Consider the following 24,255-nt stretch of genomic DNA (forward strand, 5'->3'; position numbering starts at 1 on the left):
GATGCCCCTGGTCGAAGAGCCAAGCTTCGCCATTCCGACTGGGCCAAGATTCCGCCGCCACCGCCATGATCTCTCCGCCACCTTCCACCATCGCCGCGCCGGATCCGCTGGCCGCGGAACCGCTCTACCGCCAGGTCTACCAGCGCTTCCGGGAGGCCATCGCCAGCGGCGTCCTCAAGCCGGGCGACCGCATTCCCTCGGCACGTGCGCTGATGGCGGAGCTGGGCCTGGCGCGCGGCACGATCGAATCGGCCTACTCGCTGCTGGCCGCCGAGGGGTTCATCCAGGCACGCGGACAGGCCGGCACGATCGTCGCGCCGGATCTCCAGGCCCGGCACCTGCCGGCGGTCCTCGAACCACCCGCCAGGACGATGACCGCCGCGCCGAGCTTCCGTCCCGAGACGACCCTCCCGTTCCAGATGGGACTGCCGGCGCTGGACGCCTTCCCGCGCAAGATCTGGGCGCGCCTGGGCGCACGCTGCGTGCGCGCGATGCAGCCGGCGGACATGGCGCATCCGCCGGTCCTCGGCCTGCCGTCGCTGCGCGCGGAGATCGCCGCCTATCTGCATGTCGCGCGTGGCGTGCGCTGCTCACCGTCGCAGGTCTTCGTGACCTCGGGCTATCGCCACAGCCTCGCGCTGATCGCCCAGTCGCTGCTCCAGCGCGGCGACCGCGTGTGGATGGAGAACCCCGGCTATCCGCCCACGCGCGAGTTGTTGACGCAGATGCTGCTGAAGCCGGTGCCGGTGGCCGTCGACGCCGACGGCCTCGACGTCGCCCAGGGCCTGCGCCTGTCGCCACGCGCGCGCGCCGCGGTGGTCACGCCCGCGCACCAGAGCCCGTTGGGCGTTTCGCTGTCCCTGCCACGCCGGCTCGCCCTGCTGGACTGGGCGCGGCGCCAGGAGGCCTGGATCGTCGAGGACGACTACGACGGCGAGTACCGCTACGTGAGCCGTCCGCTGCCGGCGCTGCAGAGCCTCGACCGCGACGGCCGCGCGCTGTACGCGGGGACCTTCAGCAAGGTCCTGTTCCCGAGCATCCGGCTGGCCTACGTCGTCGTGCCCGAGGCGTTGGTGGAACGCTTCGCGCAGACCGCCGAGGTCATCACCGGCGGCAGCCCGCAGCTGACACAGGCGATCGTGAGCGCCTTCCTGTCCGAAGGCCATTTCGCACGGCACATCCAGCGCACGCGCAAGCTCTACTCGGCGCGGCGCGCGCTGACGGTCGCGGCGCTGGAGCAGGGGCTCGGTAGCACGCTGCGCATCGACGAGCAGCCCGGCGGCATGCATCTGATCCTGCGCCTGCAGGGCCGCCGGTCCGACCGGAAGCTGGTCGAGCGCATGGCCGCCGCCGGCCTGTACGGCGAGGCACTGAGCGACTGGACTCAAGGCGGCGCCAGCGATCCGGCGGTGCTCGTGGCCTTCACCAACATCGCATCCTCGCGCGACGCGGTGTCACTGGCCAAGCGGCTGCAGCAGATCATGGCCTAGTCGTTATCCGCCATCTTGGCTCTTCGTGAATGGGCCATCGCGGGACACCATGACGTCCTTCGCAACCCCATTCACCACGACCACCATGACCTCACGCATCGACTACGCCAAGACCTCTCCCGAAGGCTACAAGGCCTTCGGCAACGTCTACCTCACCGTCCAGCAATCGGGCCTGCCCAAGGCCCTGGTGGACCTCGTCTACCTGCGCGTCTCGCAGATCAACGGCTGCGCGTTCTGCATCGACATGCACACCCGCGACCTGGTCAAGTCGGGCCTGACCATCGACAAGCTCGCGCTGCTGCAGGTCTGGCACGACGCCGGCGCCGTCTTCAGCGGCCGGGAACGCGTCGCCCTGGCCTGGGCCGAGGCCGTGACCCGCGTCTCGGAGACCGGCGTGTCCGACGCCGACTACGCGCCGGCCGCCGCGGAGTTCAGCGCCAAGGAACTCGCCGATCTCACTTACGCGATCGGCCTGATGAACGCGTTCAACCGCTTCGGCGTCGCGTTCCGATCGACGCCCGCGGCGGCAGCCGCGGCAGCGAAGGCGGCCTGACCATGGCGTGGCTGTTGCTCGTCGCCGCCGGGCTGCTCGAGATCGTCTTCGCCCTGGCGATGAAGTCCTCAGGCGGATTCGTGCGGCTCGTGCCGTCGATCGTCACGGTCGTCTCGGGGCTGTGCAGCGTCGTCCTGCTGTCGATGTCGCTGCGCACGCTGCCGGTGGGCACCGGCTATGCGGTGTGGACCGGCATCGGCGCCGCGGGCACGGCCATCTTCGGGATGGTGATGCTGGGCGACTCGGCGGCGCCGATGCGCCTGCTGTGCATCCTGCTGATCGTGTCCGGTGTGATCGGCCTCAAGCTGGTGTCGGCCAGCTGACACCGCCGGGCCTATGCCGATGCGCAGGCCCGGCGCACGTCCAGTGCACGCTCACCGCGCGCTGGCGATCAATCGTGCGAAAGCCCGGGTCACGGCTTCGTCGTCCAGGGCGAGCAGGTTGTCGCCGACATAGATCTCCGTCACGGCCCGGCCCGGCGAGCCCGTCTCGCGCGCCGCGTTGAACAACCACAGGCCGTCGCTCTCGGCGATCGCGTTCCGGGCCTCCACCAGGCGCTGCACGTCGCCGTCCATGTGGACATGGAACATGTTCGCGTGCGGCGCGGCGGGATTGATGCGGAGGCCGTCGACCTGGCTCAAAACCTCGACCACCTGCACCGTGCGCTCGAAGAGGCGAGGCATCAGCGCGAGACGCTCGTCCAGGCGACATGCCGCGGACGCGGCAAGCGGCGCCAGCTGATAGATCGTTCCGCCCATGCGTCGGCGCCACACACGCGCCTGAGCCATGACGGCCTCCTCGCCCGCGAGCAGCGCGCCCGAGAAACCGCCGAGGCCCTTGTAGGTCGAGACGTAGACCGTGTCGACACCGCTCACGATCTCGGCGTAGCTCTTGCCGTACCAGGCGGCGGCTTCCCACAGGCGCGCGCCATCGAGATGGAGTCGCGTGCCCGTCTCCGCCGCCCAGTCCTTGATCGCGGCGAGCTCTTCCCAGGTGGGCGACTGTCCACCGATCACACGGGCCGGGAGTTCGAGAACCACCGCGGACAAAGCTTCCGCCGGCTGCGCCAGATCGTTCCGGTTCAAGGTCCGGTGGGGCTGACCGAGGATCGTCGCGTGCAGCCCCATCAGATGCGAATAGGCCTGCTCCTCTTCCGTCGCCACATGGCAGGTCGCATGCATGCCGAAACGCGGCAGCCGCTTGTCGTCGGCATGGAGACGCAAGGCGATCAACTGCGCCATGACGCCGCTGGGCATGAAGACGGCCGCCGGTTTGCCCAGCAGGCCCGCGACCTGCTGCTCCAGAAGCTCGACGGCACCTCCCTCGCCATAGACATCGGCAGCCACGTCGTTGGCCCGCGCCCAGGCCGCGACCGCTTCCAGCTCGTCGGCGAATGATCGGGGCGCAAAACCTGACACCCAGCGGGTGCAGCGCTTCTTCAGGGCTTGAGTCTCGGAGGGCGTCATCGCTGTCTCGCTCGCGGCAATCGGATCGCGATTGAATCACGACCGAAGACTCGCGGCGCGCGGCAGAGGACGCGACGAGACGCTGTCTTCGCGCCTCGTCCCGCTCCGCTCCGCCTGCCCCCCGCTCCGCGGTGCTTACAGCTTCGTGCCGCCGCTCGCGTCGATGATCTGACCCGTCGTCCACGCGCCATCCGGTCCCGCCACGAAGGCGACCACCCCGGCGATGAACTCCGGCTTGCCGACGCCCGGCAGCGCCTGGACCTGCGCCAGCGTCTCCTTGCCGCCCGGCTCGTTGATCCACGCGCTCATGCGGGTGTCGATGGCGCCGGGGGCCACGACGTTGACCGTGATGTTGCGCGGGCCCAGTTCCGCCGCCAGTTGCAGCGTCAGCGCGTCCACGAAGCCCTTGCTCGCGGAGTAGGCGGTGATGCCCGGGAAGGCGATGCGCGTCGCCGCCGTGCCGATGTTGATGACGCGGCCGCCGTCGGGCATCACCGGCACCACACCCTTCGTGACCTGGAACAGGCTGCGCATGTTGACGCTGACCAGGCGCTCGAAGTCCTCGACGCTGGTGTCGGCCAGTCCGGCGAACACGGCGATGCCGGCGTTGTTCACCAGGATGTCGACGCGCGGCAGCTTCAGCGCGATCACGCGCTCGACCAGTTGCTGACCGCCGTCGACGGCGGACAGGTCCGCCTGCACGACATGCGCCTTGGCGCCAGCGGCACGCAGCGACGCGGCCAGGGTTTCCACTTCATCGCGGCCGCTGCCGTAGTGCAGCACCACTTCCGCGCCGTCGGCGGCGAGACGCTGGGCGATGGCGGCGCCGATGCCGCGCGACGCGCCGGTGACCAGGGCGATTTTTCCTGCAAGGGGCTTGCTCATGATGTGCTCCAAATAGACCAATCGGTCAAATTAAGGGGAAAGAAAGGCCGCTCGCGCGGCCGGAGGGAAATGGGGTGGATAGTCGGTGATCAGCGGCGGATCACGCCCTGTCGAGCACCGCCGTCGCGAGCGCCACGGAGCGCTCCATCTGTTCGCGGCTGCGGCCCGCCTGTGCGGCCACGCGCAACCCGCTGGTCAACGCGATCATCAGTTCGGCGAGTTCCGCCGAGGGAGTCCTGCTGGCGATCGAACCATCCCGCTGGCCGCGCTCGACGGCCGCGCGCAGCATCTCGTGCGTGGCCTGCCAGCGGCTCGTCAGCGCCCAGGCCAGCGGGGCGTCGGACAGGCCTTCCAGCAGGCCGCTCGTGACGATGCAGTGCTTGTCGACCGGGTTGGGGCTGGAGCAGCTCGCGACCATCGCCTCGAAGTACAGGTCGATCGCCAGTCGTCCGGTCTCGGCTGCCTGCACCGCGGCGACCGTGTGCGCGGCACGCTGCACCGCGCAGTCGATCGCCTGCAGGTACATCGCCTGCTTGTCGCCGAAGGTGTTGTACAGGCTCTGCTTGCCCAGGCCGGTCGCTTCCTGCAGGAGCGCCAGGCTCGTGCTCGCATAGCCGTGCGTGGCGAAGACGTCGGTCAGACGCTCCAGGACTTCGGACTCGGAAAAGCGGCGTTCGCGTGGCATGGGACGGATCCTACGGCGTATTGGACCGATCGGTCAATAGCCGTAGTTTCCATCCGGTTTCCACGCTGGACTCAAGCCTTCGACAGGTCCGTGTCCTTCAACGGCAGTTGCCGGATCCGCTTGCCCGTGGCCGCGAACACCGCGTTGAGCACGGCCGGCGCGGCCACCGCGATCGTGGGCTCGCCGACGCCGCCCCAGAAGCCACCCGACGGCATGACGATGACCTCCACCGCGGGCATGTCGTACAGGCGCATGACGCCGTAGGTGTCGAAGTTGGTCTCCGCGATGGCGCCGTCCTTGACGGTGTTGCCGCCGAAGAGCGCCGCGCCCAGCCCGTACACGAACGAGCCCGCCACCTGCGCCTCCACCTGCTGCGGATTGACGACATGGCCGGGGTCGGTGGCCGCCACGATGCGGAGCACCTTGAGCTGTCCGTCCTTGACGGTCACCTCGGCGACGGCCGCCGTGTAGCTGCCGAAGCCCATGTACTGCGCGATGCCGCGGAACACGCCCTTCGCCGCGGGCTTCGTCCATCCCGCGCGGTCGGCCACCGCCTGCAGCACCGCGAGGTGCTTGGGCCGCTTCGCCATGTGCTGCTTGCGGAACTCGAAGGGATCCTTGCCGGCGGCATGCGCGAGCTCGTCGATGAAGCACTCGCTGTAGATCGCGTTCTGGTTGGTGTTCACGCCGCGCCAGTAGCCCGGCCGCACATGCGGATTGCGCATCGCGTGGTCGATCAGCAGGTGCGGCACCTCGTAGCCGAAGTGGCCCTCGGGCGAGTCCGCCAGCAGTCCCTGGAAGACGGTCGCGTCGCCGTTGGCGGTGATCGCCTTCGGATTGACGAAGGACGTGATCGACTGGCCGGCGATGCGCATGTGCAGCGCCGCGATGCGCCCCTGCCCATCGAGCGTGGCGCGCAGTCGGCACTGCGTCACCGGATGGAAACGGCCCTGGAGCATGTCCTCCTCGCGCGTCCACATCATCTTGACCGGCACGCCCGGCCGCTGCTTGGCGATGCGCACCGCCATGGCCAGGTAGTCGGTCGCGAGGCGGCGGCCGAAGCTGCCGCCGATGCGCATCGGATGGACTTCACACGCGGTGATGTCGAGCCCGGCGGCATCGGCCACCGTCGCGAGTGCCGCTTCCGCCACCTGCGTGGGCGCCCAGACATCGCAGCGCTGCGGCGTCCATTGCACTGTCGCGGAAAGCGGCTCCATCGGCGCGTGGTTCTGGAACGGCGTGCCGTAGTCGGCCTCGATCACGCGCGAGGCGCCTTGCAGCTGGGTCTTCGCATCGCCCTGACGGTTGCCGACGAAGGGCGTGTCGCCTTGCAGTCCCTCGCTGATCAGCGCGGCGATCGAGGCGCTGGTGACCGTCGCGTTGGGTCCCTTGTCCCAGACGATGGGCAAGACGTCGAGCGCGCGCTTGGCCTGCCAGAAGCGGTCGGCCAGCACGGCGACCGTCGCGTCGTCGACCTTGATCACGTCGCGCACGCCCGGCATCTTGATCACGGCCTGCTTGTCGAAGCTCACCAGCGTGCCGCCATGGACGGGGCAGGCCTTGGGCAGCGCGACGATCATCCCCGGCAGGCGCAGGTCCATGCCGTAGACCAGCGAGCCGTTGAGCTTGTCGGCGGTGTCGAGCCTCTTCAGCGGCTTGCCGGCGATGCGCCATTGCGACGGGTCCTTGAGGACGACGTCCTCTGGAATCGGCAACTTGCTCGCGGCCTGGGCGACAGCGCCGAAAGTGGTTTGACGCTTGGACGCTGCATGGCGGATGGTGCCGCTCTCCACGCTGCATTCGGCAACGGGAACGGCCCACTGCTGGGCGGCCGCGCTGACCAGCATCGAGCGCGCGGCCGCGCCGGCCTTGCGCACGTAGTCCTGCGAGCCGCGGATGCCGCGCGAGCCGCCGGTGCCCATGTCGCGCCACACGCGGGCACGCGCCCGGTTGGCGCCGGGCTTCACCAGCTCGAAGCGGACCTTGGCCCAGTCGCACTCGAGCTCCTCGGCGACGAGTTGCGCGAGGCCGGTCAAGGTGCCCTGCCCCATCTCCGCCCGGGCGATCCGGATGACGACGGATTCGTCGGGATGGATCAGCAGCCAGGCCGTCACCTCGGGCGACGGCGCGGCTCCTGGCGCCGGCGATGCCGTCTGCGCCAGAGCCTGTGCCCCCGGCAGCGTGAACTCCAGGGCCAGGCCACCGGCGGCGAGACCGGTCGCCTTAAGGAAGTGGCGTCGCGTGGCGCCCGTGGCTGCGGCACTCGTGGCTGCGGCACTCGTGGCTTCGGTGCTTGCGCTCGCGCCCGCGGTCGAGACGTTGGTCGTTGAGGCGCTCATCGCTGTGCTCCCGCGCCACGCAGGCGTTGGGCCGCCAGCCGCGTCGCGGCCAGCACGCGCGGGTAGGTGCCGCAGCGGCAGATGTTCGTGATGCCCGAGCGGATGTCGTCGTCGCTGGGATCGGGCGTCTGGGCGATCAGGGCGGCGGCGGCCATGATCATCCCGGGCTGGCAATAGCCGCATTGCGCGACGTCCAGTTCGGCCCAGGCTTCCTGCACGACCTTGAGGCGCGTCTGCCCCAGCCCTTCGATGGTCACGATCTTCGCGGTGGCCGGCAGCGCGCTGACCGGCACCACGCAGGAGCGCAGCGCCACGCCGTCCATGTGCACCGTGCAGGCGCCGCATTGCGCGACGCCGCAGCCGTATTTCGTGCCGGTGAGCTGCAGCTCCTCGCGCAGCACCCACAGCAGCGGCGTGTCGCCGTCGACGTCCGCGCGCAGCTGGCGGTTGTTGACATTCAGCTCGGTCATGGCTTGCCCCCTTGTTGCCGGATCCGGTTGGCGAGCAGTGACGCGGCGCCCGGACGGTGCGGCGGCGACCCTCGCTGTCGGGGGACTCTAGGTGGGGACAGGCCCCCGCACAATGCGGTCAACCGATGCAGGCGCCGCGTCTGTGCGAGGAGCAGGTCAGACCCGCGCTGAACGGGTCTGTGACTGCGGTTGGGCGTGCGCTTGGGCGTGCGGCGGGGGCTCAGCGCCCGCGGCCTTCTTGAGCCGCTTCATCGCCGCCTCGCGCTCGAGCCGCTTGCGGCCCAGGTACAGCCACCAGCCGGTGATCGTGAACGCGGGCAGCATCAGCGCCGCGATGAACATCGCGATGCGACCGGGCAGCCCGAACAGCGTGCCCATGTGCAGCGGATAGATCGCCGCCAGCGCGCGGCCACCGGCGGCCTTGGCGCCGTAGCGCTCGTCCTTGACGACCTCGCCGCTCGACGCCTTGATCGTCGTGCGGTTGCGTGCGCGTTCATGCGGGGGCGAGGTGTCCAGCCAGGTGAAGAGGATGGGCGCCTTCGCACCGGTCGGGACGCGCACAATGACCTCGCTCCATCCACCCGGCACCGCGGCGCGCTCGAAAGCCTGCCAGGCGGTGTCGATCGCGATCTGCTTGTCGACTACCTTCTCGATCTTCGCGTTTACCGTCTTCTCGGTCTTCGCTTCGGCCACCTTATCGGCGTTCTTCTCGGTGTTCTTCTCGGCGTTCTTCTCCGCCATCGGCTTGGCCGGCGCGCGCGGTGCCCGAGGCTCGCCGAGCCACGCGCTCACCGGATCCCGCACGCCGTCGAAGGCCCAGAAGATGCCCGTCAGCGTCACCGGCACGTAGGCCACGAGGCAGGCCGTTCCCACGACCAGGTGCAGCCGCCGCAGCAAGGCGCGACCGCGCGTCTTGCGGTCGATGCGCCACCAGTCCGCGACGCTCTTCCAGTCCCGCGGCCATCGCAGGTACAGGCCGGACAGCGCCAGCACCAGCAGCCCGATCGCCAGCACGCCGGTCACGATGCGTCCCGGCTCGCGCGGCAGCAGCAGCCAGCGGTGCAGCGATTCCGCCACCTCGAAGAAGTCCGCGCCCTTCACGTCCGGCAACGGCGCGCCGGTGACGGGGTTCAGGTAGATCACGTCGCCGCGTCGCTCGCCGGGAGCGGGCTCGAGGATGGCCTTGGGGGTCCGCCCTGGTTCCGCATACAGCGTGAGCGTCGCCACGCGCCGTTCCGGCTCCGCCGTGGCGAAGCCTTGCAGCAGCGCATCCGGTGTCGCGGGACGATACGACGGCGCTTCGATCTTCAGCACGCCGGGATTGATCGCCTCGGTGATCTCCTGGCGGAACGCGAGCGTCGCACCGGTCAGTCCGATGAGCAGCAGGATCGAGCCTGCCGTGATGCCTAGCAGCCAATGCAGCTGGGTCCAGAACTTGCGCGCGGTCATCGCCTTCCTTGGGTCATCGTCCTGCCGCCCAATCGACGGCCGCGTCGAACAGCGCGAGGCCGCTCGGCGAAAGATTCGTGAACGTGTCGTTGTCGAGGAACACCATGACGCGGCGCGCCGGCGCGAGGGACTCGTAGTCCATCGTCGCGCCCTTCTCGTAGCCGAAGAGCGCCGCCTTGCCCGGTTCCCCGTAGATCGTCGCGATCGTCGTCGCGCCCGGGCCCGGCCGGCCCCAGCCCATGCCGGCCTGCTTCACGTACACGTTGGCCAGACCCGCCGGCAGGCCGCCCGCCATCGGATGCGGCGCGTTGACGATCCAGAGGTAGCGCTCCTTCGTCTCCGCGCCGAAGTCGACGTCGTGCTTCTTGCCCGTCATCGCGAGGTCGTCGAGGAAGTCGCTTTCCCAGGTCAGCAGCGGCACGCGCACGTGCCGCCAGCCCGGATCGACGTCCTTGCTCGACACGGTCGACGAGATCACCACCAGCGCCGCATTCACGGCCACATCCGGCGAGGCCTTCTGATCTTCGAGCTGGACGGTGAAGCCGCGCTCGCCCAGGCGCTTGGCCACCGCGTCATCGACCGCGCGATGAGGGCCGCTCTTCTGCACGACAAGCACGACGCGCTCGCCGGCCGCGGACGCGAGCGTCGTCGCGCCGAGGCCGATGGCCACGAACATCGCGCCGACCGCGCGCCGCAGGAGTCCTCGCCGAGCGTTCATCTCAGAACTCCATCGTCGCCGACAGCAGCACCTGCCGCGCGTCGCCCATGGACACGGCATAGGTGTTCACGCTGGACGTGTAGTAGGTGCGGTCGAACAGGTTCTTGACGTTCAGCTGCAGCTTCAGCGGACGGCCGCCGGCCTTGGTCTCATAGGTTGCGAAGGTGTCGGCGACGCTGTAGGCCGGCAGCACGAAGCTGTTGGCGGAATCGCCGGGGCGACGGCCGATGTAGCGCGCGCCGCCGCCGATGCGCAGCGTGCCGGGGCCGATCTGGCCGAAGTCGTGGACCACCGACAGCGAGCCCGTCGCGCGCGCCACGTTCCACAGCCACAGGCCGGCGAACTGCGGATCCTCGGTCGTCTTCGCATCGGTGTAGGCCAGCGCGGCGATGCCCTGCCAGTGCTTCGCGAATTCGCCGGCGATGTCGAACTCGATGCCGCGCGAGCGCGCCGCGCCGTTGGTGCGCCAGTCCGTGAGCTTGGTGACGTCGTTGAACTGGGAGACCAGCACGTTCCGCTTCTTGATCTCGTAGACGGCCAGCGTGCTGGTCACGCGGCCCGGCAGGTCGAGCTTCACGCCGGCCTCCCAGGACTTGCCCTCTTCCGGATTCACGTTCGAATCGATCACGACGCCGGACGACAGCGGCGCGATCGTCGATTGCGGCTTCAGCGAGGTCGAGTAGTTGCCGTACAGCGAGACCGTGTCGGTCAGGTTGTAGATGAGGCCGACCCGCGGCAGCCACTTGTCGCCGCTCGTGTCGGTGTTGGCCTTGAACGGGCGGCCGCGGCCCGCCTCCTGCGTCCAGTGCTGGTAGCGCAGGCCGCCGACGACGGTCCAGCGCTCGCCCAGGCGCAGCGAGTCCTGCAGGAACACCGACTGGTTGTGCAGCTTGTCGGTCTGGTCGCTGTCGCTGGCGGAGATGGTCTGCGACGGCAGTTCGGTGCCGTAGACGGGGTTCAGGTAGCTGAAGACCGTCTTCGTCGCCTGGCGCAGCAGGTCGCGGCGGTAGATGAGCCGGTACTCGGCGTCCGCGCCGACCTGCACCTCGTGCGTGATGCCGCCGGTCGCGAACTTGCCGTCGACATAGGCGGTGCCGTAGCTGTCGGTGCTGAGCGCGCCCTGCGTGCCGTCGTTGTTGCGCAGCAGCGTGCCGGTCTTCGTGTTGATGCCGTTCACGCGCAGCTGGTTCGCGTCGTAGGTCTCGCGGTTGTAGCTCGCGTTCACGTGCGCGGCCCAGGTGCCGCCGAGCTTGTGGTCCACCGAGAGCTGCGCCAGGTGCGTCTCGCCGTCCATCTGGTTGAAGGGCTCGTCCAGACGACGCGTCTTGGGCACGGGCAGCGGCTGCTTGGTGGCCGGGTCGAAGGCCGTGCCGCGGTCGAAGGGTGTCAGGTAGTTGCGGTACTCGTACCAGAGCACCGCTTGCGTGTCGCGCCCGTACCAGGCGACCGAGGGCGCGATCAGCGTCTCGCGGTGGGTGCCGGAGTTGCGCCAGTAGTCCTCGTTGATCTGATCGACGACCAGGCGGTAGGCCAGGCCCGTCTTGTCGGCCGGGTCGGGCGTACCGATGGGGCCGGTGGTGTCGAGCGTCTCGCCGATGCCGGTGCGGCCGCCCGCGTAGCCGGAGCCGACGATGGCCACGCTGGTGCGCGCGTTCAGCCGCGGCTTCTTGGAGACGACGTTGATCACGCCGCCCGGATCCATGATCCCGTACAGCAGCGAGGACGGGCCCTTCAGCACCTCGACGCTCTCGGCGGCGGCGTTCATGCCGCGGCCCTGCACCAGCGGCATGCCGTTGTGCATCACGGAGCCGTCGCGGTTGCCGCCGAAGCCGCGCTTCATGATCGTGTCCTGCGTGCTCGCGAGCGTGTTGCCCTGCGTGATGCCGCTGACGTTGTAGAGCGCGTCGTCGAGGTAGCGCGGGCGCTGGTCGCGGATCACCTGCGCGGAGACGACGTTGACGACCTGCGGGATGTCCAGCATCGAGTCGGTCGTGCGCAGCGTCGAGGCGTCGGGCGTGGGCTGGTAGCGGCGGTCGGCTTCCTCCGGCGCGGGCGCGGCGCGCGCAACCACGCGGACCTGCGGCAGCGTGATGTCCGCTTCAGGCGCGGCGCCCGCCGTGCCCGCGGCCGTCGCGTCGGTGGCGCTGATAGCCGTCACTTCCTTGCGCAACGTGTAGACGCCTTGCGCATTCGGCACGGCCTGCAGCCCGGTGCCGCTCAGCAGCGCGGCGAATCCGGCGCTCACCGTGTGGCGCCCCTGCAGGCCGCGCGAGGCGATGTCCTTCGTCAAGGCGGGATCGAAAGCCAGCGTCACGCCGCTGGCAGCGGCGAAGCGGCCGAGCGTCGTCGACAGCGCGCCGGGCTCGATGCGGTACTCGCGCTCGCCGGCCGCGGCGTTCGCGGCGGGCGTCGCCGTCTGCGCGCTCACGGCGAGGGGCATCGCGACGCCTGCGTACAGCAGCATGGACACCGCCAGCCCGACGGGCGTCGGACGGCGCGCATGGCGCGCGGAAGCGTTGAGCGGACGAGGAATCGAGCGGGACGTCATGGAGTCAGTCTTTCCAGGGAAGGTGCGGAGCGCTTTCGAAGGTTCTCGAAGCTCTCTTCCCTGTTGCCGGACGAGCCGGAAAAACATGAAGCGCGCCGACGCAGCCGTGTGCGCTATGCGCGCCGCGCGCCACGTGGCCGCACCGTGGCCCAGTACGCGTTCGCACGATCGACACTGACCGGCAGCGTCGCCTCCAGCGCGGCCAGCGCGCGCTCGACATCGAGGACCGGGAACGCGCCGGACACGCGCAGCTCCGACACACGAGGATCGCACCCGAGGCGACCGCGCCGGTATCGATCGAGCTCGGCGACGACGTCGGCGAGGCGCGCGTTGTCGACGATGAGGCTCCCGGTGGTCCAAGCCGACATGTCGCCCGCGATCGCCTCGGTGCGGCCGATGCTCGTGTCGTCGACGCCCACCTGCTGCCCCGCGTCGAGCCGACGCATGGCGCCGCCTGCGCTGCGGATTTCGACGGCACTCTCCGTGACGGCAACATTCAGGTGGCGGTCTTCGAGGCGCAGCAGGAAGCGCGTCCCGAGCGCGCGAACGCGGCCGAAACGGGTCTCCACGATGAGCGGACGCGGATCACGCGCGCCGGCAGTGCCTAGCGCGCTGGCTGTCTCGATGAACACTTCGCCTTCGTGCAGGCGCAGCATGCGCGACTGCGCATCGAATCGCACGTCGAGCGCGGTCGCGGTGTTCATCACGACGACGCTGCCGTCGTCGAGGGCCAGTCGATGCTGCTCGCCGGTGGCGGTGCGATGGTCGGCAAACCATGCGGCGGTGAAGGGGGCATCGCTTCCTCGCCAGAGGCCGTAGCCGAGCACGCCGGCCGTGCCGGCGATCGCCGCCGACTTCAGCAGTTGCCGACGCCGGGGCGCGGGGCGACGCAAGGTCGATGAAGCGAGGTCCGCGGGCACGCCGGACATCATCCGCTGCACGCGTTCGACGCGGTCCCACTCGGCTTGATGCGCCGGATCCGCCGCATGCCAGGCGGCCCACTCACGGCGTTCCTGCGGCGTCGCGTTCCCCGACGCGAGCAGGACGAACCACTCGACGGCGCGGGTGCGTGCGTCCGAGTCGTTCACGCGGCCAATTCGACGCAGCGGGACATCGCCGCCGCCATGTAGCTCGCGACCGTGCGCTCGCTGACGCCCAGGCCTTGCGCGATCTCGCGGTATGTCTGCCCGTCGAGTTGCGACAGCAGGAAGGCCTCGCGCACCGGCCGGGCCAGCCCGTCGAGCATGTCGTCGATCGCCTGCAGCGTCTCCAGCAGGACGCTGCGGTCCTCGGGGCTCATCGCCCAGGCTTCAGGCCGGGCGGCCATCGCCTCGACCAACGCGCGCTCCAGATCGCGGCGTCGATAGAGATCGACGACGAGGCCACGAGCGATGGTGGTGAGGAACGCGCGCGGCTCACGCCACGCGCCGAGCTCCCGGCGGGTCAGCAAACGCTCGAAGGTGTCGTGGGCCAGGTCGGCGGCGTCGACGGCGCAGCCCAGTTGCCTGCGCAACAGGGACTGCAACCAGCTGTGATGCTCGACATACAGCGAGCCCACCAGTTGCGGCGACACGGACGGCGCGGACGTAGCGGACATGGACCGGGACGGGAGGCGGAAGGTTCGATCGCGGCGGAGATCGCCGCGAAACGCGCTGGAACACGCGAAGGCCGCAATGATAAATGCGAACCATTATCAACGGCAAATGTGCGAGAACAGTTGGGGCGATTGGTGCGCAGGAGCGGTGGATGGGGTTCGTTGTTGCCGCTCGCTTGTCCCGCCCCGCCTACATCGGAGAAACCTTGCGGACTTTCCAAGCACCGGCGATGCGCAATCTTTAGACCCCTCACTTCGACATCAAAGGTGCGGAGATCCTCGAAGCGATTCCGGGTCTGAGCGCAATCTGGTTGCCGCTGCCCACGTCATGCAGCCTTGCTCGTGCACTCGGTAACCGCTGTTGCTCAAGATTTTCCCTCTCTTCTCCTACGGCCTACTCAGGCTACATTGCCCTCACAACATCATGGGAGGGCATATGGCATTTCACAAGACTCAGAGCTTGGACGACTGGGTGATTATGTTGGAGGCGATCTACGGTGGCTCTCAAAACTATGCAAAGAGTCCATACGAAATCCACTCCCATTTGACTGAGGTTTGCGGTGGCTTTGCCAAGCACCTCTTCAAAAAGAAAGATATTGAACAAGCACGAGTATTCCTTCCAAAAATTTTCGCTTGGATGACTGCTCTAATCTGCAAGATCAGACCAGATCATGGCGGCTTGGAAAAGCTCATACTGCGGAAATTCCCAACAGTTTGCCCATACTGTCTGAAGAAACCGTGCGCTTGCTGGAAGGGTGAGAAGCCGACGTTGAACGACGGTCAACTGGGTTCCGCCTTTTACAAATTTGCACCCGGGATGACCAATCATCGGCGAGTCAATGACTTTCAGATGATGTTTCGCGAAATATACGAAATATCTTGGCACAGAGACTTTGATCCCAATACGCAAGCGGAAGAGATCTGCAGACGCATCTTCATTCGGATGATCGAGGAAGTTGCGGAAGTTGGCGAAGCAATCCGCTTCCATCATCTCTATCCTGAGAACTTCACCAATGAGCTTTCAGATCTGATTGCTTGGTGGTTTGCATTGGTTTCCTGCCTTCCTACCAAATCAGACGAACAAGCCAAATTTGCGGAAGATTTTCTGTGGGACGCTTATCCGGGACATTGTCCAGACTGCCAAATGGTCCCTTGCCTTTGCAGGCCAGGGCCAGTTCGCGAATTGATGTCGCGACCCGTTCCCGGGCATGGGCATAGATTCGACAGCCTCACGTCGCTATTAAACCAGAGTGCCTATCAAGAAGACGTGAAACGCATCAAAGTCGGGGACTTCAAAATATCTTATCCGAGCGCCTGCGTGCGTCTTGACGTCGACCATTTCAAAGGTGTGAACGATAAATACGGACACGCTGCTGGCGATCAAGCGCTTCGGCATATCGCCTCCATTCTTCGAAAATCTGTTCGCGAACAAGACAAAGTCTATCGAATCAGCGGCGATGAATTCGGCGTTATTTGCGCAAATTACACGGAGGAAGAGGCAGCAGGCACAATGCGGCGCATTTGTTCAGCCTTGGAGGCGACGCCTGTTCGTTGGACTGACACAGAAGGAATTGCAACGGTATTTTCCGTCTCGGTCAGTATTGGTGTCGCAGAATTTTCGCTTGCGGAGTCGATTGAATCTGCATTCCAGCGCGCAGACGACGCGTCATATGAGGTCAAGAGGTCGGGGCGCGCAAGTGTGAAACGCGCGTCTGAACTCCCCCGGGAAGAGGAGAAAGCCAAATCGAACGGACCGCGAAAGAAGTCGCCAGCAAAGGGCGTGGACGCCAGCCGCTCGAGCGCAGCCACGGAAGTCAAGAAAGTCGCTCGTGTGGCCAAGGCCCCGACTGCCGCCTCCTCGCGTGTCGCTACACCTTCATCGCGCAGCCCGAGACGTAAGTAAATCTGGCTCATAAATCTCCTTCGATCTGATTCACGCCTCGAACCTCGATTGCTCGAGGTTCGAGGCGTCGCATCCCCTCAAAACTCGCCCAAACGCTGACGCCCCGCTCGGCTAGTTAACGTCCGAGCGACTAACGCGCTGTCATCGAGGACTATCAATTCGGTCAAATCCTCGCATTTGCTGCCGACGCCATAGGCAAGCGATTGCTACGCCGAAGTTCTGTTGCAGTCCAGAACACCAGTGCCAGCAGGCTGCCCCCCGCACCGAGCAAACACACCGCCGTCCAGGCACCCCACGCATAGACCATCGTCGACGCCATCGCCCCAGCCCCGCTGCCGACCGCATAGAACAGCATGTAGCCGGCGATGGGCCGGCCGTGTGAATCCGCTGGCCCGCGCAGGATCAGCGCCTGATTGGTGACATGCAGCGCCTGGCATCCCAGGTCGAGCACGACGACGCCCACCACCACCCACCACAGCGACGATTGCAGTCCCGCCAACGGGACCCACGCGAGCACCATCAGCAGCAATGCGGCGGCGCTCGCCTGCCGGCTCCGACCGCGGTCAACCCAGCGCCCTGCCCTGCCTGCGGCCATCGCCCCGACCGCCCCCAGCAATCCAAACGCGCCCACCGCCGAATGCGAGAGCGAATACGGCGCCGCGGTCAGCGGCAACGACAGCGCGCTCCAGAAGACATTGAACGCGGCGAAGAGCAGCAGGCCGAGGATGCCGCGTCGCAGGAGCACGCGGTCCGAACCCAGCAGCGCAAGCGTGGAGCCCACCAACGCCGGATAGCGCAGGCTCGATCGGCTTGTGGGCAACGCCGGAAACCGCCGCCAAGCCACGAAGGCAACACCTGCCACCACGACCGCGGACGCCAGATAGACGCCTCGCCATCCGAGCAGATCGGCGATGCCGCCAGCCCAGACTCGCGCCAGCAGCAACCCGATGACCACGCCGCCCTGCGTGGCGCCGACCACCCGCCCGCGTTCGTGTTCGGCCGCGGCGTTGGCTGCGTACGCGAGGATGCCTTGTGTCATCGCGGTACCGAGCGCTCCGACCAGCACCATCGCCCCCATCAGCAGCAGATAGTTGCCCGTCATCGCGACCGCCAACAGGGAGAGCACGAGGCCGATCAGTTGCAGCCGCATCAGGCGGTCTCTCGCATACCGATCGCCCAGCGGCACGACCAGCAGCAGCGCCAGCGCCGAGCCGACCTGCGTCGCCGTCACGATCGAGCCGATCGCGGCGGGCCGCACGTTGAAGTCGGCAGCCATGCTGTCGAGCAGCGGCTGAGCGAGATAGACATTGGAGACGCACACCGCGCCAGTGACTGCAAACAGCACGAGCTGACGCGTGGGCATGGCGCCCGATAACGAAGATTCCGGCATGACATCGATGGTTTTGTTTTGAAACCAGATCAGCATATCAGCTGGTTTTAAAATGCAACCTGATGGCACGAGCGCCAAGTGGAGATCGAGATGGCTGAACGCAAGCGGATGAACGACGCGACATGCCCGGTGGCCCGCGCGGTGGACATCGTGGGCGACCGGTGGTCGTTGCTGATCGTGCGGGACGCCTTCGACGGCATCACCCGCTTCGGCGACTTCCAGACCAGCCTCGGCGTGGCGAAGAACATCCTGGCGACGCGGCTGAAAACGCTGGTCGCAGAAGGCGTGCTGAAGGTTCAGCCTGCGACGGACGGCTCGGCCTACCAGCAGTACGTGCTGACGGGCAAGGGTGAGACGCTGTTCCCGGTCGTGGTGGCCCTGCGCCAGTGGGGCGAAGACAACCTGTTCGCTCGAGGCGAACGTCATTCGCGTCTGGTCGAGAATGCAACGGGACAGACCGTTGGAAGGCTCGCAGTCATCAGCAAACGCGGTGACGCGCTGGACTTCCGCGACCTCAAGGTCGTCGGCAAGACCTAGCCCCCCATCCATCCACCGCCCATGGTTCTCGATCCTTTCACCCTGCTCGTCCTCACCGCGGCCATGGCGGCAGCCTCGGCGCTGTGCCTGGCCGCGGAATGGAGCAGCGTGCGCGAACGCTCGCTGCTGCTCTGGAGCGCCGGGTTCACCATCATCGCCGTGGGCAGCGTGCTGGCCCTGCTGCGCTCCAGCGGCCATGTGCTGCTCGGCATCTGGTTCCCCAATGGCTTGCTGATAGTCGCCCACTGGTTGTTCCTGGCCGGCGTCGCAGGATTCACGCGTGCCCGGCTGCCGCGCGCCTGGTGGCTGGTGGCCGTCGTCTGGCTGGCGATGCTGTTCCTGCCCGATGGGCCGTGGTGGTCCAAGGTGATGCTGGGCACCCAGTCGCTGCTGATCGCCGTCATCACCCTGCGCGCCGGCCTGCTGCTGCGCCCGCAAGGCGGCGTGTTGAGCCTGGGGGCGGCGCAGTTGCGCTTCGTCCTGCTGGCCCACGGCCTGTTCTACCTCGCCAAGGCCGGGTCGACCCTGGCGCCCGACGCCGTCGTCAACCTGGCCGGTTTCCGCGGCGCGGTGATCCTGGTCTCACTGGTGGAAGGTGCGATGGCGATCATGCTGCTCGCCATCTCGATGACCGGCACCGAGCGTCATCGCCGCGAGGAACGCATTGCGGAGATTGCCGCACGCGACCCGCTCACCGGCCTGGACAACCGCCGCGCGCTCTACATGCGCGCACCGGCGCTGCTGGCGCAGGCCTCCCCGACCCGCCCCTGCGCCCTCCTGCTGATCGACATCGACCACTTCAAGCAGGTCAACGACCTGCACGGCCACGACGCCGGCGATCGCCTGCTGGTGACTCTGAGCGACCTCATCCGCAACGCGTTGCCTCACGGTGCGCTGGCCGCGCGTCTGGGCGGGGACGAATTCGTGATCCTGCTGCGCGGCGTCTCCGACGCCGCCGCGCAGGCGCTGGGCCAGGACTTGCGCGAGGCATTCGCGGAGCAAGCGCGCGCGATGTTCGTGACGCCGGAGCCGGTCTCCCTGAGCATCGGCGCGACCTTGTCCGATCGACCGGACGCGGAGCTGTCGCACTGGCTCAAGCAGGCCGATGAAGCCCTCTATGCATCGAAGCGCAAGGGGCGGGACCGGATGGAACTGGTCTCGCTGCTGCGTTGAGCGGTAGCGGCCTTCAGCACCGCCTCGGTTCGAATCACCGGAATCCGGTTCTGCCGCAGCGCCGCCTCAACAGTCTCCGACCGATGACGATCCAAACCTTCCGCATCTACTACCACTCTCGCAACGAGCGCCTGGAGCGTTATCTCACGGCGACCCACTGGGCTTTCGCCGAGTGGTTCCACCGCCGGCTCAAGCCGATCCGCGAGCAGTTGCGCGGTCCAGAAGCCAAGGGGGTCGCCATCGTCAATCTGATGCTCCACGACGCGCCGGAGCATGCCTGGCGGCCGAACGAATGGGCGAATCGCGTCCACAGTTTCGAGTTCAGCTTCGTCTGCGACCTGTCCCCGCTGCGTGACCATCCGCCGATCGAGAACATCGCGAAGCTGATGCGGTTCGCGGCGGCGATGACGGCGCAAGCGCCTTGGCCGCAAGTGCGGGCGCTCAGCGATGTCCTCGCTCAGCCCCTCAGCGAAGAAGATCGCCGAACCCTGGCGCCCTATCTCACATGGCCGCGCGAATCCTTCTTCCGCGCCTTGTCCTATGACGGAGAACGTCTCGCGGACGTGATGCAGAAAGCACATCGCGAGGCGCACCAGCTCTACAAGGAAGCGCGTTATCCGGGTGCCAAGCCGGGCGCCATCACCGTCGGAGACGAGCTTCTGTAGCGACCGACAGCGAAGGCCCGCAGCGTATCCCAACGCCTACCTGGTCATCTCCCCACCAGCTTGAAGTCGAAGCTGATGGACAGCCTGTTGTCCCCGGCCTTCACCGAGTCGATCTTCAGCGCCTGCACTTCGCCTTGCATGCGGCTCCCTGAGCCCTTGAGCATCTCCTCGACCGCCTTCTTCACATCGAATTCGACGGCACCGGGCAACGCTGGCGCGAGGCCCAGGTTCAGCAGGTTGCGCGTGTTGGGATCCTCCACCTCGTCCACGCGGATCTCGGTCAGGCGCACGACGTGACCCTGCGCGACCGGCGCCGCTGACACGGTGGCCCAGCTCGCCAACGCGACGCCGAGGCACTCGCGCCCCGAGGGCACTCCCAGCCGACTGCTGAGGTGGACCCGGATGATCACGCGCCCGTTCTGGAGCGACACCTTGGGATCTTCGAGATAGGCGTAGCAGGCGCCCTTCTGCAGATAGAGCCGCCCTTCTTCCTTGAACAGTCCTTCGAGCAGCAGCGACTGGACCGCGGACTGCTCCAGGACGATCTCCGCGCACCGACCGATACCGGGCACGCCGAGCAACGCGGCGGCGAAGCTTCCACAGGTGAGGAGTTTCTTCATGGTCTCCCCAGTCTGCCACGGCACACCGAAGCGGCGTCCCAACGAAAAAAGGCCGTGGCATCAGCCACGGCCTTCGTCCTGATGAACCGGCGCGCGAGGCGCCCGTTCCTTCAAGGTTTCATCACAGCGTCTTCAGCCACGCCAGCAGCGCGTCCCGATCCGCCTTGGACAGCTGCTCGAAGCGCTGACGCGACTTCTCGCCTTCGCCGCCGTGCCACAGGATGGCTTCGGTCAGGTTGCGGGCGCGGCCGTCATGCAGGTAGCCGACCGGTTGACCCTGGGCGACCTTCTCCGTGTAGCCGATGCCCCACAGAGCCGTCGTACGCCACATCGCGCCCTGCGCCTGGCCTTCCGGCAGGTTGTCCGCCAGGGCCGAACCCATGTCGTGCAGCAGCAGGTCGGTGAACGGACGGATCGTCTGGTCGCGCAGTTCCGCGAACGGATGGTTCTTGCCCGTCTTCATCTCCGCCGTGTGGCAGGCCGCGCAACGCAGCGCGTCGAACACCTTGCGGCCGTTGGCCACCTGGACCGCATCCACGCGATGCTCGTCCGTCGGCGCCACACCCCTCGGGAATCCGCTCGGGATGCTCCGTTGGGCCGGCACCGCCAGCAGCTGCATGTACTGCGTCAGCGCGGTCAGGTCGGCTTCCTGGATGCCCTTCTGCGCCGGCGCCGTGCGGCAACCCTGCGGGTCGGTCGCGCAGCTGCGGTTCGGGTACACCGGCGAAGTCACCGACATGTCGTTCAGCAGCGCGTTGGCCACCTGGTGACGGATGCTGGCCTTGGACGCCTTCCAGCCGAAGCGGCCCAGACGCGTGGCGCCGGTTTCCGGATCGAAGGTGAAGTTGGCCTTGCCCACCACGCCGTCCTGGTCCGGCGACGTGCGCGCACGGGCCAGGATGTCCGCTTCAGGCACCGCTTCCAGCAGACCGACACCCAGCAGCGGCAGGGCGGCGCGAGCCGACCACAGCTGCGGCGTGGGACCGTCGAAGGCGAACTTCGGCTTGCGCAGCTCGACCTTCGTGCCGTCTGCCAGCGTGACGCTGCTGGTATCGAAGCCCGCGACCTTCACCGCGTTGCCCCAATCCTGCGGCGCACCCGTGGCCGAGGTCGAGTTCATCTGGATCGCCGAGCCGTAGCGCGGGTCCGGACGGATCGAACCGTCAGCCGCCTTCACCGCGACGTGGAAGGCCATCTTGTCCATGCGCTGATCCACCGTGAACGGCGCAGGGCTGCGACCGTTGTTGGTGTGGCACTGCACACAGGCCGTGGCGTTGAAACGCGTCCCCGCCAGGTTCTGGATCGAGGTCATCGGATCGTTGCCCGGCTCGATGTGCTGCCCGGTCACGAAGCTGCTGTGCACCGCGCGGCGGCCTTCAACGAAGCGCTGCAGGTTCTGCATGCCGGCGTTGCTGAAAGGCTGCTGGAACATGCGCCAGCCTTCGTCCGAGTAGTTGTACGAGACGGACCCGATACCGCCCGACAGGACGGAATCCGGCAGCGGCACGCTGTTCAGGCGCGGCTGGACGCCGTACCAAGGACGCAGGCCGGTACCCATGACGTAGATGACTTCGCTGGTGTAGTAGCGGATGTCACCCTTGTCACCGATCGCGTCCATCGCGGCGCGGCTGGAGAAGAACGAGCCCGTGAACTCGATCGCCTGGCCCGCCTTGAGGGGGCTGGCCGGGATGTTGACGCCGTTGGGCACCAGCACGCCGTTCGCGTTGGCCGACAGGTCCTGGTGACCCGGCATGTTGTCCAGCACCACGGAGCAGCCGTCGTTCGCGCCGATGATGCCGTTGTAGCCCGAGTTGGGCTTGGCCAGGGCATTCTGCGGCGGCTTGGGCACGACCGGGCAGGAGGTCTTGTCGACGAATCCGTCCGTGTAGGTGGTCGGATCCAGCAGCTGACCCGGCGACATCCAGCCGTAGCCGGTGACGCCCACGTCGTCGGTGCGGCGGAAGAAGGAATGGCCGCCGCCGCGCTGCGCCTGCGGGAAGTACTGGTTGACGATCAGACGCGGCTTGGTGACGCCGGCCACGTTCGAGTTGTCGATGAACTCCACGCCCCACGTGCGATTCTTGAAGTAGTTCGCGACGAAGTTCATGTAGTTGCCCGGGCCCTTGTCCACCGGGTTGCCGTTGGCATCCACGGTTTCATTGGGACCGAAGCCGATCTCGTTCCAGTCCTCGCCGCGCTCGCGACCGTGACGGCCGACGCCGCGTTGGCCGAAGCGCGTGACCAGCGTGCCGTCCGGCAGCGTGAACTGGATCTGCTCGATCGGCGCCTGCGGGTTGAACAGCGGAGTCGCGGCCGCGCCGTTCGCCGGGAAGGAGAACGGCGTCGTGGTCGTGGTCGGGATGCTGTTGTCGCTGCCGACGGTCTTGAACTCGACCTCGAACAGCGAGTAGCCGTAGTTCGTCGCACGGGTCACGCCCTGGATGCGGACGAAACGCGTCTTCACGCCGAGGTTGAAGTACTCCTCGGTGCCGCCCTTGCCGGCCGGCTGGTTGCGCAGACGGGTCCAGGTCTTGCCGTCGTCCGAGATCTGGATCTCGTAGGCCTTGCCGTAGGCGTTCTCCCAGACGAGCTTCATGTAGCCCAGCGGTTGAGCCGTGCCGAAGTCGTACTGGATCCAGGCGCCGTCTTCGGCCTTGGAGGCCCAGCGCGTGCTCAGGTTGCCGTCGATCGAGTTCTTCGCGGACAGACCGTCGTTCTCGGTCGCCGAGGAGATCGCCAGCACCGGCTTGATCGCCACGCCCGGCTTGCTCGTGTCACCCACGGGGTCCGTCGGCTGCGTGGGCGTCGTCGGATCGGTGGGGTTGGTCGGCGTCGTCGGATCGGTCGGATTCGTCGGGTTGGTCGGCGTGGTCGGGTCCGTCGGGTTGGTCGGCGGGACCGGCGTGCCGGTGAAGGCCTGGATCTCGAAGATCGAGTAGCCGTAGCCCGTCGAGCGGGTCACGCCCTGCACGCGCAGATAGCGGCCCTGGCCGCCCAGGCCCTTCAGGTCCTCGACGCCGCCGGGGCTGTTCTCGACCGTCTTGATCGTGGTCCAGGTCTTGTTGTCCTCGGACGTCTGCAGCAGGTACTTCTTCGCGTGGGCGTTTTCCCAGTTGATGCGCACCCGCGTGATGGTGACGCTGCTGCCGTAGTCCAGCGTCAGCCATTCGTTGTCGGTGAACGCCGAGCCCCAGCGGCTGTTGTCGTCCTTGTCGATGGCCTTGGCGCCGTTCAGGTCGCCGCGCTCCATCGAGCTGCCGGTGGCGGAGACGGGCGTGAGCGCCGTCTCGGTGCCGTTGTCGCCGGCCATGCGCTTGGCGCGCGCGGCGGAATCGGCGCTGCCGCCGCTGTCATCCGAAGCGATCTGGACGCCGCCGTCCTGCTGGCCGTTGCCGCCGCCGCATGCGGCGAGCAGCGCACTGCCCAGCAAGGCAGGGACAAACGCCCTGCCCATCAAGATCCCGAGTTGCTTGAACTCCATGGTGGTTCCCTCCCGTGCCTGTGGGTGCGATCGGTGCCGCGGGGGGTGGTGTCCGCGGCCGTCTCCTGTGGACCTGGTTTGGTCCGGCGCACGTACCGCCCATCGGCACGCGTCGCTCACTGCTTGTCCCTCCTGAGAGGGGCAGGCGGCGGCAGTGTCCGCGTTTGTTTTGCCGCGCGGCAAGTTTTAATGTGTGTCGAATTGATGCCCGTCTTGATGCCGATGCAACGGTATCGATACCAACGCACCAAGACGGGCAACACGGGCGATAAGCAATTGAAATTCAAGC

Annotated in this window: 20 protein-coding genes; 7 read left to right on the forward strand and 13 right to left on the reverse strand. The window is 67.3% G+C overall.

Going from position 1 to position 24,255, the window contains the following annotated elements; translation table 11 throughout:
• The first annotated feature begins 65 nt into the window (after positions 1–65).
• The 3 genes from pdxR (at position 66) to AC07OZ_RS16490 (ending at position 2,366) form a co-directional block, all read left to right on the forward strand.
• Positions 66–1,490: a MocR-like pyridoxine biosynthesis transcription factor PdxR gene (gene pdxR / locus AC07OZ_RS16480; protein ID WP_495468172.1), complete on the forward strand. Its 1,425-nt coding sequence runs from the start codon at positions 66–68 to the stop codon at positions 1,488–1,490.
• Between the two features lie 85 nt (positions 1,491–1,575).
• Positions 1,576–2,043 (forward strand): carboxymuconolactone decarboxylase family protein, encoded by a 468-nt coding sequence (locus AC07OZ_RS16485; RefSeq protein WP_495468173.1) that lies wholly within the window; start codon positions 1,576–1,578, stop codon positions 2,041–2,043.
• 2 nt (positions 2,044–2,045) lie between these two features.
• Complete coding sequence (locus tag AC07OZ_RS16490) at positions 2,046–2,366, forward strand: DMT family transporter (protein WP_495468174.1); 321 nt, start codon at positions 2,046–2,048, stop codon at positions 2,364–2,366.
• Positions 2,367–2,417: 51 nt separating this feature from the next.
• Here AC07OZ_RS16490 and AC07OZ_RS16495 read toward each other — a convergent pair whose 3' ends face one another.
• The 10 genes from AC07OZ_RS16495 to AC07OZ_RS16540 all read right to left on the reverse strand — a co-directional run bounded on the left by AC07OZ_RS16495 (position 2,418) and on the right by AC07OZ_RS16540 (position 14,200).
• Complete coding sequence (locus tag AC07OZ_RS16495) at positions 2,418–3,509, reverse strand: threonine aldolase family protein (RefSeq protein WP_495468175.1); 1,092 nt, start codon at positions 3,507–3,509, stop codon at positions 2,418–2,420.
• A gap of 135 nt (positions 3,510–3,644) precedes the next feature.
• Positions 3,645–4,394: an SDR family NAD(P)-dependent oxidoreductase gene (locus AC07OZ_RS16500; protein ID WP_495468176.1), complete on the reverse strand. Its 750-nt coding sequence runs from the start codon at positions 4,392–4,394 to the stop codon at positions 3,645–3,647.
• A gap of 100 nt (positions 4,395–4,494) precedes the next feature.
• Entirely contained in the window at positions 4,495–5,079 is a 585-nt protein-coding gene (locus tag AC07OZ_RS16505; protein ID WP_495468177.1) for a TetR/AcrR family transcriptional regulator, read from the reverse strand.
• A 71-nt stretch (positions 5,080–5,150) separates the two neighbouring features.
• Positions 5,151–7,418 (reverse strand): xanthine dehydrogenase family protein molybdopterin-binding subunit, encoded by a 2,268-nt coding sequence (locus AC07OZ_RS16510; RefSeq protein WP_495468178.1) that lies wholly within the window; start codon positions 7,416–7,418, stop codon positions 5,151–5,153.
• Positions 7,415–7,888 carry a (2Fe-2S)-binding protein gene (locus tag AC07OZ_RS16515; RefSeq protein ID WP_495468179.1) on the reverse strand — a complete coding sequence of 158 codons (474 nt, stop codon included), beginning with the start codon at positions 7,886–7,888 and terminating at the stop codon, positions 7,415–7,417. The genes AC07OZ_RS16510 and AC07OZ_RS16515 overlap by 4 nt, the downstream gene beginning before the upstream one ends.
• A 156-nt stretch (positions 7,889–8,044) precedes the next feature.
• Entirely contained in the window at positions 8,045–9,337 is a 1,293-nt protein-coding gene (locus AC07OZ_RS16520) for a PepSY-associated TM helix domain-containing protein (RefSeq protein ID WP_495468180.1), read from the reverse strand.
• Positions 9,338–9,350: 13 nt separating this feature from the next.
• Entirely contained in the window at positions 9,351–10,055 is a 705-nt protein-coding gene (locus tag AC07OZ_RS16525) for a hypothetical protein (RefSeq protein WP_495468181.1), read from the reverse strand.
• A 1-nt stretch (position 10,056) separates the two neighbouring features.
• Positions 10,057–12,603, reverse strand: a complete 2,547-nt coding sequence (locus AC07OZ_RS16530) for a TonB-dependent siderophore receptor (protein ID WP_495468182.1) — start codon at positions 12,601–12,603, stop codon at positions 10,057–10,059.
• Positions 12,604–12,716: 113 nt separating this feature from the next.
• On the reverse strand, positions 12,717–13,691 hold the full coding sequence (locus tag AC07OZ_RS16535) for a FecR domain-containing protein (RefSeq protein ID WP_495468183.1): 975 nt from the start codon (positions 13,689–13,691) through the stop codon (positions 12,717–12,719).
• Positions 13,688–14,200: a sigma-70 family RNA polymerase sigma factor gene (locus AC07OZ_RS16540; RefSeq protein WP_495468184.1), complete on the reverse strand. Its 513-nt coding sequence runs from the start codon at positions 14,198–14,200 to the stop codon at positions 13,688–13,690. Before AC07OZ_RS16540 ends, AC07OZ_RS16535 begins: the two co-directional genes overlap by 4 nt.
• Before the next feature lie 433 nt (positions 14,201–14,633).
• On the opposite strand from AC07OZ_RS16540, the gene AC07OZ_RS16545 reads away from it, so the two are divergent.
• Positions 14,634–16,100 carry a diguanylate cyclase gene (locus AC07OZ_RS16545; RefSeq protein WP_495468185.1) on the forward strand — a complete coding sequence of 489 codons (1,467 nt, stop codon included), beginning with the start codon at positions 14,634–14,636 and terminating at the stop codon, positions 16,098–16,100.
• Positions 16,101–16,263: 163 nt separating this feature from the next.
• On the opposite strand, the gene AC07OZ_RS16550 is transcribed toward AC07OZ_RS16545, so the two are convergent.
• Entirely contained in the window at positions 16,264–17,526 is a 1,263-nt protein-coding gene (locus tag AC07OZ_RS16550) for an MFS transporter (RefSeq protein WP_495468186.1), read from the reverse strand.
• A 54-nt stretch (positions 17,527–17,580) separates the two neighbouring features.
• Between AC07OZ_RS16550 and AC07OZ_RS16555 the strand changes: the two genes are divergently transcribed.
• The 3 genes from AC07OZ_RS16555 to AC07OZ_RS16565 are packed head-to-tail and all read left to right on the forward strand — an operon-like array spanning position 17,581 to position 19,865.
• Positions 17,581–18,027, forward strand: coding sequence for a winged helix-turn-helix transcriptional regulator (locus AC07OZ_RS16555; protein ID WP_495468187.1), 447 nt, complete (start codon positions 17,581–17,583; stop codon positions 18,025–18,027).
• Positions 18,028–18,048: 21 nt separating this feature from the next.
• Positions 18,049–19,200 carry a GGDEF domain-containing protein gene (locus AC07OZ_RS16560; RefSeq protein WP_495468188.1) on the forward strand — a complete coding sequence of 384 codons (1,152 nt, stop codon included), beginning with the start codon at positions 18,049–18,051 and terminating at the stop codon, positions 19,198–19,200.
• Positions 19,197–19,865, forward strand: a complete 669-nt coding sequence (locus tag AC07OZ_RS16565) for a hypothetical protein (protein WP_495468189.1) — start codon at positions 19,197–19,199, stop codon at positions 19,863–19,865. Before AC07OZ_RS16560 ends, AC07OZ_RS16565 begins: the two co-directional genes overlap by 4 nt.
• Before the next feature lie 44 nt (positions 19,866–19,909).
• On the opposite strand, the gene AC07OZ_RS16570 is transcribed toward AC07OZ_RS16565, so the two are convergent.
• On the reverse strand, positions 19,910–20,485 hold the full coding sequence (locus AC07OZ_RS16570) for a hypothetical protein (protein WP_495468190.1): 576 nt from the start codon (positions 20,483–20,485) through the stop codon (positions 19,910–19,912).
• Between the two features lie 121 nt (positions 20,486–20,606).
• Positions 20,607–23,966 carry a di-heme oxidoredictase family protein gene (locus tag AC07OZ_RS16575; RefSeq protein ID WP_495468191.1) on the reverse strand — a complete coding sequence of 1,120 codons (3,360 nt, stop codon included), beginning with the start codon at positions 23,964–23,966 and terminating at the stop codon, positions 20,607–20,609.
• Positions 23,967–24,255 lie beyond the last annotated feature (289 nt).

This window comes from Roseateles sp. GW821-FHT09G03 (assembly GCF_059416045.1).

What these genes read in the sequence shown, in the direction of transcription:
- pdxR (WP_495468172.1), top strand. Translation starts at nt 66, where the DNA reads ATGATCTCTCCGCCACCTTCCACCATCGCCGCGCCGGATCCGCTGGCC.
- AC07OZ_RS16485 (WP_495468173.1), top strand. Translation starts at nt 1,576, where the DNA reads ATGACCTCACGCATCGACTACGCCAAGACCTCTCCCGAAGGCTACAAG.
- AC07OZ_RS16490 (WP_495468174.1), top strand. Translation starts at nt 2,046, where the DNA reads ATGGCGTGGCTGTTGCTCGTCGCCGCCGGGCTGCTCGAGATCGTCTTC.
- AC07OZ_RS16495 (WP_495468175.1), bottom strand. Translation starts at nt 3,509, where the DNA reads ATGACGCCCTCCGAGACTCAAGCCCTGAAGAAGCGCTGCACCCGCTGG.
- AC07OZ_RS16500 (WP_495468176.1), bottom strand. Translation starts at nt 4,394, where the DNA reads ATGAGCAAGCCCCTTGCAGGAAAAATCGCCCTGGTCACCGGCGCGTCG.
- AC07OZ_RS16505 (WP_495468177.1), bottom strand. Translation starts at nt 5,079, where the DNA reads ATGCCACGCGAACGCCGCTTTTCCGAGTCCGAAGTCCTGGAGCGTCTG.
- AC07OZ_RS16510 (WP_495468178.1), bottom strand. Translation starts at nt 7,418, where the DNA reads ATGAGCGCCTCAACGACCAACGTCTCGACCGCGGGCGCGAGCGCAAGC.
- AC07OZ_RS16515 (WP_495468179.1), bottom strand. Translation starts at nt 7,888, where the DNA reads ATGACCGAGCTGAATGTCAACAACCGCCAGCTGCGCGCGGACGTCGAC.
- AC07OZ_RS16520 (WP_495468180.1), bottom strand. Translation starts at nt 9,337, where the DNA reads ATGACCGCGCGCAAGTTCTGGACCCAGCTGCATTGGCTGCTAGGCATC.
- AC07OZ_RS16525 (WP_495468181.1), bottom strand. Translation starts at nt 10,055, where the DNA reads ATGAACGCTCGGCGAGGACTCCTGCGGCGCGCGGTCGGCGCGATGTTC.
- AC07OZ_RS16530 (WP_495468182.1), bottom strand. Translation starts at nt 12,603, where the DNA reads ATGACGTCCCGCTCGATTCCTCGTCCGCTCAACGCTTCCGCGCGCCAT.
- AC07OZ_RS16540 (WP_495468184.1), bottom strand. Translation starts at nt 14,200, where the DNA reads ATGTCCGCTACGTCCGCGCCGTCCGTGTCGCCGCAACTGGTGGGCTCG.
- AC07OZ_RS16545 (WP_495468185.1), top strand. Translation starts at nt 14,634, where the DNA reads ATGGCATTTCACAAGACTCAGAGCTTGGACGACTGGGTGATTATGTTG.
- AC07OZ_RS16550 (WP_495468186.1), bottom strand. Translation starts at nt 17,526, where the DNA reads ATGCTGATCTGGTTTCAAAACAAAACCATCGATGTCATGCCGGAATCT.
- AC07OZ_RS16555 (WP_495468187.1), top strand. Translation starts at nt 17,581, where the DNA reads ATGGCTGAACGCAAGCGGATGAACGACGCGACATGCCCGGTGGCCCGC.
- AC07OZ_RS16560 (WP_495468188.1), top strand. Translation starts at nt 18,049, where the DNA reads ATGGTTCTCGATCCTTTCACCCTGCTCGTCCTCACCGCGGCCATGGCG.
- AC07OZ_RS16570 (WP_495468190.1), bottom strand. Translation starts at nt 20,485, where the DNA reads ATGAAGAAACTCCTCACCTGTGGAAGCTTCGCCGCCGCGTTGCTCGGC.
- AC07OZ_RS16575 (WP_495468191.1), bottom strand. Translation starts at nt 23,966, where the DNA reads ATGGAGTTCAAGCAACTCGGGATCTTGATGGGCAGGGCGTTTGTCCCT.